A 6,386-nucleotide genomic window follows, 5' to 3' on the forward strand; every position below is an offset into this window, starting at 1 on the left:
CGCTGGCCGGAATTCGGCATTGATTTGGGGGGTAAACCGGCAGGGATGCCGGTTTAGCCGCCCCGCGCCATGGATGGCGCGTGGCGGCGGCCCCCCAAATCAATGTCGGATTACGGGCACACCGAAGCGTGAGCGAGGTGCCGAGTGTTGGGGCAAGAGCCCTTTGGTTACTTTGGGGCTCTTTTCCAAAAGTGACCCGCCGTAAGGGCGGAACCATAAGCAGCCATCACCGCAGCAACGGATATATACACAATCAAAAAGCGCCAACCCAAGTCACCACTTCATGGTCATTTATGGAAAAGTCAAAGTTACGCAAACTCGGAATGCTCACCGTATTGGCAGTCGCCATCGGCCTGGTGGTCTATGCAGTACAAGCCCCCGCCGACGCCCCCCAATACCTCACGGCCACCGCCGAACGCGGTGATATCGAGAACGCCGTATTGGCCACCGGCCTGCTCGAGGGCATCAAACAGGTCGACGTCGGCGCTCAGGTCTCCGGCCAACTCAAGTCGCTGAAGGTCAAGGTCGGCGACAAGGTCAAGAAAGGCCAGTGGCTCGCCGAAATCGACCCGCTGATCCTGCAAAACACCCTGCGCAAAGCCCAGGTCGACGAAGAAAACCTCCAGGCGCAACGCCGGGCCACGGCGGCGCAGCTCAAGCAGGCCAAGTCGGTGTATGAGCGCTACAAAGGCCTGCAAATCGACGAGTCGGTGTCGCGCCAGGACTTTGAAGACGCCGAATCCAACTACCAGGTGCAGCAAGCCAACCTGTTGTCGCTGGATGCGCAAATCAAAAGCGCACACATCCAGATCGACACCGCCAAGGTCAACCTGGATTACACCCGCATCAACGCGCCCATCGACGGCGACGTGGTGGGCATCGTCACCCAGGAAGGCCAGACCGTGATCGCCAGCCAACTGGCGCCGGTGCTGCTCAAACTGGCTGACCTGGACACCATGACCGTCAAGGCTCAGGTCTCGGAAGCCGACGTGATCCATATCAGCCCCGGCCAGCAGGTGTATTTCACCATCCTCGGCGAGGCTGACAAGCGCTACTACGCCAAGCTGCGCGGCACGGAGCCGGCGCCGCAGAACTTTCTCGAAACCCAGACCGCCGGCACCCCGAAGCAGAACACCGCCGTGTTCTACAACGCGCTGTTTGACGTGCCCAACCCCGACCACCGCCTGCGCATCGCCATGACGGCGCAGGTGCGTATCGTGCTCGACACCGCCCAAGCCGCCTTGATGGTGCCGGTGGCGGCACTCGGTGCGCGTAACAACGATGGCAGCTACTCATTGCGCGTGCTGGATGCCAAGGGCAAAGCGGTGTCTCGGGAGGTGAAGACCGGCATTAACAACAACGTCAAGGTGCAGATTCTCGAAGGTTTGGCCGAGGGCGATAAAGTGGTGATCGGCGACCCGACACCTGCCGTGGCGGGGAGCTGACGGATGACCCAGCCACTGTTGGAACTCAAGGGCATCACCCGCAGTTTCATGGCCGGTGAGCGCGAATTCATTGCGCTCAAGGGCATCGATTTGACGATCCATGCCGGGGAAATGGTTGCAATCATCGGCGCCTCGGGCTCGGGTAAATCCACGCTGATGAACATCCTCGGCGGTCTGGATTACGCCACCGCCGGCAGCTACAAGATCAATGGCATCGAAACCCGCTCGTTGGGCGATGAACAACTGGCGGAGCTGCGTCGCGATTACTTCGGCTTCATCTTCCAGCGCTATCACTTGCTCGCGCATCTCAGCGCTTTGCACAACGTGGAAATGCCGGCGATTTATGCCGGTACACCCGAGACTCAACGCCACAGCCGCGCCCGCGAATTGCTTGAGCGTCTGGGGCTGGCGGGGCATACCACGCACCGGCCCAGCCAGCTTTCCGGCGGGCAACAGCAGCGGGTGAGTATTGCGCGGGCGTTGATGAATGGCGGCGAAGTGATTCTTGCCGACGAACCCACCGGCGCCCTCGACACCCACAGCGGCAAGGAGGTGATGCGCATCCTCTCCGAGCTGCATGCGGCGGGGCACACGGTGATTATCGTGACCCACGACCCCAAGGTGGCGGCGAATGCCCAGCGCATCGTCGAGGTCAGCGATGGCGAAATTGTCAGTGACAAGACCAACGACAGCGTCGGCCTGGAATTGCCGAGCGAAACACCGATCGAGCCTCGGCGCAGTGGCGCGCGGCGTCTGGTGGCGAGCCTGGGGTTGTTCAAGGAAGCCTTCAACATGGCCTGGGTCGCGCTGGTGTCCCACCGCATGCGCACCTTGCTGACCATGCTTGGCATCGTGATCGGCATCACCTCGGTGGTGTCGATTTCGGCCATCGGCGAAGGCGCCAAACGCTATGTACTCAAGGACATTCAAGCCATTGGCAGCAACACCATCGACATCTTTTCCGGCACCAGTTTTGGCGACAGCCGCGCCTCGGCCATCGAGACCTTGATGCCCTCGGATGTGGAGGCGCTGAACCAGTTGTATTACGTCGACAGTGCCACGCCGGTAGTGGGGCGTAGCCTGTTGCTGCGCATGGGCAATATCGACGTGGATGCGCAGGTCAATGGCGTCAGTGATCGCTACTTCAAAGTGAAGGGCTTGAAACTCGAAGCCGGCATCGCCTTCAGTGAAAGCGATGCGCGGCGCCAGGCGCAGGTGGTGGTGATTGACCACAACACCCGTCATCGTCTGTTCGGGCCGAATGTCGATCCGTTGGGCCAGGTGATTCTGGTAGGCAATCTGCCGTGCACGGTGATCGGCGTGACGGCCGACAATAAAAACATGTTCGCCGCGAGCAAGGCGCTCAACGTGTGGGTGCCGTATGAAACGGCGGCGGGGCGCTTGTTGGGCCAGCGCCATCTGGACAGCATCACCGTGCGCATCAAGGACGGCCAGCCGAGCAAGGTGGTCGAAGACAACGTCAACAAACTGATGCTGCAACGCCACGGCACCAAGGATTTCTTCACCAACAACCTCGACAGCATCATGCAGACCGTGCAGAAAACCAGCCGCTCGCTGGCGCTGCTGTTGTCGCTGATTGCAGTGATTTCGTTGCTGGTGGGCGGCATTGGCGTGATGAATATCATGCTGGTGTCGGTGACCGAGCGCACGCGCGAGATCGGCATTCGCATGGCGGTGGGCGCGCGGCAGTCGGATATCCGTCAGCAGTTTCTGGTGGAGGCGGTGATGGTCTGCCTGATCGGCGGGATCATCGGGATCTCGCTGTCCTATGCCATCGGCTATCTGTTTTCGTTGTTTGTGAAGGAATGGGAGATGGTGTTTTCAGTCGGCTCTATCGTGACGGCATTTGCCTGTTCGACGCTGATCGGGATTGTGTTTGGCTTTGTACCGGCAAGGAACGCGGCGCGGCTGGACCCGATTGAGGCGCTGGCCAGGGACTGAGCGGAGCAGGTCTCACTGACAAATGGAGATCAACTGTGGGAGCGGGCTTGCTCGCGAATGCGGTACATCAGGACCATATGTGCTGACTGACACACCGCATTCGCGAGCAAGCCCGCTCCCACAGGGTTTTGTGCTGACTTACAGGCTTGCGGCGCTACCTTCATCAGTCGAATACATCCACCGCAACAACGAATGCCGCCCGCTGATCCCCAGCTTGATCGCGGCGCGCTTCAGATAGCTTTCGATGGTGTTGACCTTCAGCGCCAGTTGCTCCGCCAGCTCCGGCGCGGTACGCCCGGCCAGCAAGCCCACGCACACTTCCAGTTCACGGGTGGACAGGGTCAGCCCCGACTGCACCAGGCGTTCTTCAATGCGCCGACGCAAGGTTTCGATGCCCTGGTGTTCCGGCGCCACCGGCTCGCTGTCCTGGCGGCACGGTTGAATCGCGGTGATGTGTTTTTCCACCATGGGCAGCAACAGCGTGGAGAAGTCCTGCAGCATGCTGCGCTCTTGCGGTGAAAAGCTTTCGGACTGGTGCGAGCGGTACACCGACAGCACATAACGCACGTCGTCCTTGCGGCGCGTGAGGTGCAGTTGTGCGGCGGGTTGCTCTTCGCCCAGTGCCGCCACCGAATCGGTGTAGACCGGGCTGATCTTGCGGCGGGTGTGCCCTTCGGGGTTCACCCGTAATTGCGTGATATGCGTGGCGTCCACTGCCAGTTGGGTGAGGATCAGGTCATGCAGCATGCGTGGGAAATGGCGACTGCCGGTGCTCGCGATGACCTTGCCTATATGTGGGAACAGGTGTGAGTTCATCAGTTCGTCCATGAGTTTCGAGTGTAGGTATTCAGCCTTATAGCAGCGGGAATTAAGAAGGTAACTGACTTGAATAACCTACAGTGATAATGCTCCCGCCGAAACACATGCTAGTACAGCTTGGCAAAAGCAGGGGGATCCAATCTGCAAAAAAATCAGATTAAAAACGCATAACGGTGATCAGACCTGTCTGACCACCGTTTGTAGGAACGGATAATGCGGAGCGTAGGCCTTATCTCACGGCATGCGCGGCCATCACGGCCTGGCGCGGTACGGCGCGGGCGCATTTGGCCAACGCCTGTTGCACGTCGGCGAGTAGGTCGGCCACATCTTCCAGCCCGACCGATAAACGCACCAAACCTTCGCTGATGCCGTGCTCTGCACGCTCCTCGGGCGTGTAGGTGGAGTGGGTCATGCTGGCCGGGTGCTGGGCCAGCGATTCGGCATCGCCCAGGCTGACCGCACGCGTGAACAGCTTGAGTGCGTTCATGAAGCGCCGACCGGTTTCGAGCCCGCCCTTGAGTTCAAAGGCAATCATGCCGCCAGACTGTTTCATCTGCCGCGCCGCCAATTCGTACTGTGGGAAAGATCGCAGGCCGGGGTAGGTCACCCATTGCACGGCCGGGTGCGCCTGCAGCGCTTCGGCCACTGCCTGGGCGTTGTTGCAATGACGATCCATGCGCAGGGCCAGGGTCTTGAGGCCGCGCATCAGCAACGATGCATCCTGCGGCGACATCACCGCACCGGTCAGGTCCTTGAGCCCTTGCAGGCGAATGCGTTGCGCCAGCGCGTGATTGCTCACGGCGATGCCGGCAGTGATATCGCCATGGCCGCTGAGGTACTTGGTGGCCGAATGCACCACCACATCGGCACCCAGCTCCAGCGGCCGTTGCAGGTACGGCGTGCAATAGGTGTTGTCGACCACCATAGTGACGTTCGGTTGTTGATGGGCGAGCGCGGCCACGGCGGCGATGTCCACCAGGCGCAGGTTGGGATTGGCCGGGGTTTCGCAGTAGATCATCCGCGTGGCGGGCGAGAGCGCCGCGCGCAAGGCGTCAAGGTCGGTGAGGTCGACATGGCGCACGTTGATGCCGAATTCGCCAATGCCATGGTGCAGCAGGGCGAAGGTGCAGCCGTACAGTGTCTGGCTGACGATCACCTCATCGCCGGGGCGCAGCAGGGTCCAGAACGTCGCGGCGATGGCGCCCATCCCTGAGCTGAATGCCACGGCCGCCTCGCCGTTTTCCAGAGTGGCCATGCGCGATTCCAGCAGGGCCAGGGTCGGGTTGGAGATGCGTGTATAGAAGTAGCCGCCGGCTTCACCGGCAAAGCAGGCAGCGCCGTATTCGGCGGTCGGAAACGCGAAGGTGGCGGACAGATAGATCGGCGGTACGAGGGCGCCGTGGTGGTCTTTTGGGTCGTAACCGTGGTGGATGGCGCGGGTGGAAAAGCCGAATGTATTGTGTTTATTGTTCATGTCGGACGCTCCTTATTTCCTACAATGCTATGCTCATAACCACAGATGAATTTTGCAAAAGTTGCCGATAAATCCTGTGTTCCGGGATGAAAACTCCATAAAAATAATGAAATGAGGCAAGACATGCCTGTCAGTCTGGATCGTACCGACAAAGCCCTTTTAAACGCGCTGCAAGGAAATGCCCGCCTGACGGTGGCCGAGTTGGCCGAGCGGGTTTCCCTGACGACCTCGCCGTGCTGGCGTCGGGTGCGGAACCTGGAGGAGAGCGGGGTGATCAGTGGGTATCAGGCGATCCTTTCGCCCAAGGCGTTGGGGTACGGGGTGACGGCGTTTGTCAGCATCATGATGGAGAGTCACACCCAGGAAATTGCCCGGGCGTTTGAACAGCGGTTGCTGGAGATACCCGAGGTGGTGGCGTGTCATAACGTGTCGGGGCGGTATGACTTTTTGCTGGAGGTGGTGGCGAAGGATCTGGAGTCGTTCGGGGAGTTTGCCCGCGAGGTGTTGCAGACGTTGCCGTGTGTTAAGGAGATTTATTCGAGTTTTTCGTATAAGTCGGTGAGGCGGTTGAGGGTGATTCCTTTGCCTGGGTGATCGGGTGTATATCCGGTATTTGTGTGATGGCTGATTATGGTTCCGCCCTTACGGCGGGTCACTTTTGGAAGGACCCAAAAGTAACCAAAAGG

The 6,386-nt window shown here is 60.0% G+C and carries 5 protein-coding genes; 3 read left to right on the forward strand and 2 right to left on the reverse strand.

What is annotated here, in order from left to right; all coding sequences use genetic code 11:
* Positions 1 to 293: 293 nt before the first annotated feature.
* Together macA and BFW87_RS23045 are read left to right on the forward strand one after the other, a co-directional pair.
* Positions 294 to 1,445 carry a macrolide transporter subunit MacA gene (gene macA, locus BFW87_RS23040; protein WP_078742013.1) on the forward strand — a complete coding sequence of 384 codons (1,152 nt, stop codon included), beginning with the start codon at positions 294 to 296 and terminating at the stop codon, positions 1,443 to 1,445.
* A 3-nt stretch (positions 1,446 to 1,448) separates the two neighbouring features.
* Positions 1,449 to 3,407: a MacB family efflux pump subunit gene (locus BFW87_RS23045; RefSeq protein ID WP_078742014.1), complete on the forward strand. Its 1,959-nt coding sequence runs from the start codon at positions 1,449 to 1,451 to the stop codon at positions 3,405 to 3,407.
* Positions 3,408 to 3,545: 138 nt separating this feature from the next.
* On the opposite strand, the gene BFW87_RS23050 is transcribed toward BFW87_RS23045, so the two are convergent.
* Together BFW87_RS23050 and BFW87_RS23055 are read right to left on the reverse strand one after the other, a co-directional pair.
* Positions 3,546 to 4,223, reverse strand: coding sequence for a helix-turn-helix transcriptional regulator (locus BFW87_RS23050; RefSeq protein WP_176159809.1), 678 nt, complete (start codon positions 4,221 to 4,223; stop codon positions 3,546 to 3,548).
* Positions 4,224 to 4,455: 232 nt separating this feature from the next.
* Positions 4,456 to 5,700 (reverse strand): methionine gamma-lyase, encoded by a 1,245-nt coding sequence (locus BFW87_RS23055; protein ID WP_078742016.1) that lies wholly within the window; start codon positions 5,698 to 5,700, stop codon positions 4,456 to 4,458.
* Positions 5,701 to 5,823: 123 nt separating this feature from the next.
* On the opposite strand from BFW87_RS23055, the gene BFW87_RS23060 reads away from it, so the two are divergent.
* Positions 5,824 to 6,294, forward strand: coding sequence for an Lrp/AsnC family transcriptional regulator (locus BFW87_RS23060; RefSeq protein WP_078742017.1), 471 nt, complete (start codon positions 5,824 to 5,826; stop codon positions 6,292 to 6,294).
* Positions 6,295 to 6,386: the final 92 nt, after the last annotated feature.

The organism is Pseudomonas fluorescens, assembly GCF_002022275.1.
GTDB classification, from domain to species: domain Bacteria; phylum Pseudomonadota; class Gammaproteobacteria; order Pseudomonadales; family Pseudomonadaceae; genus Aquipseudomonas; species Aquipseudomonas fluorescens_AJ.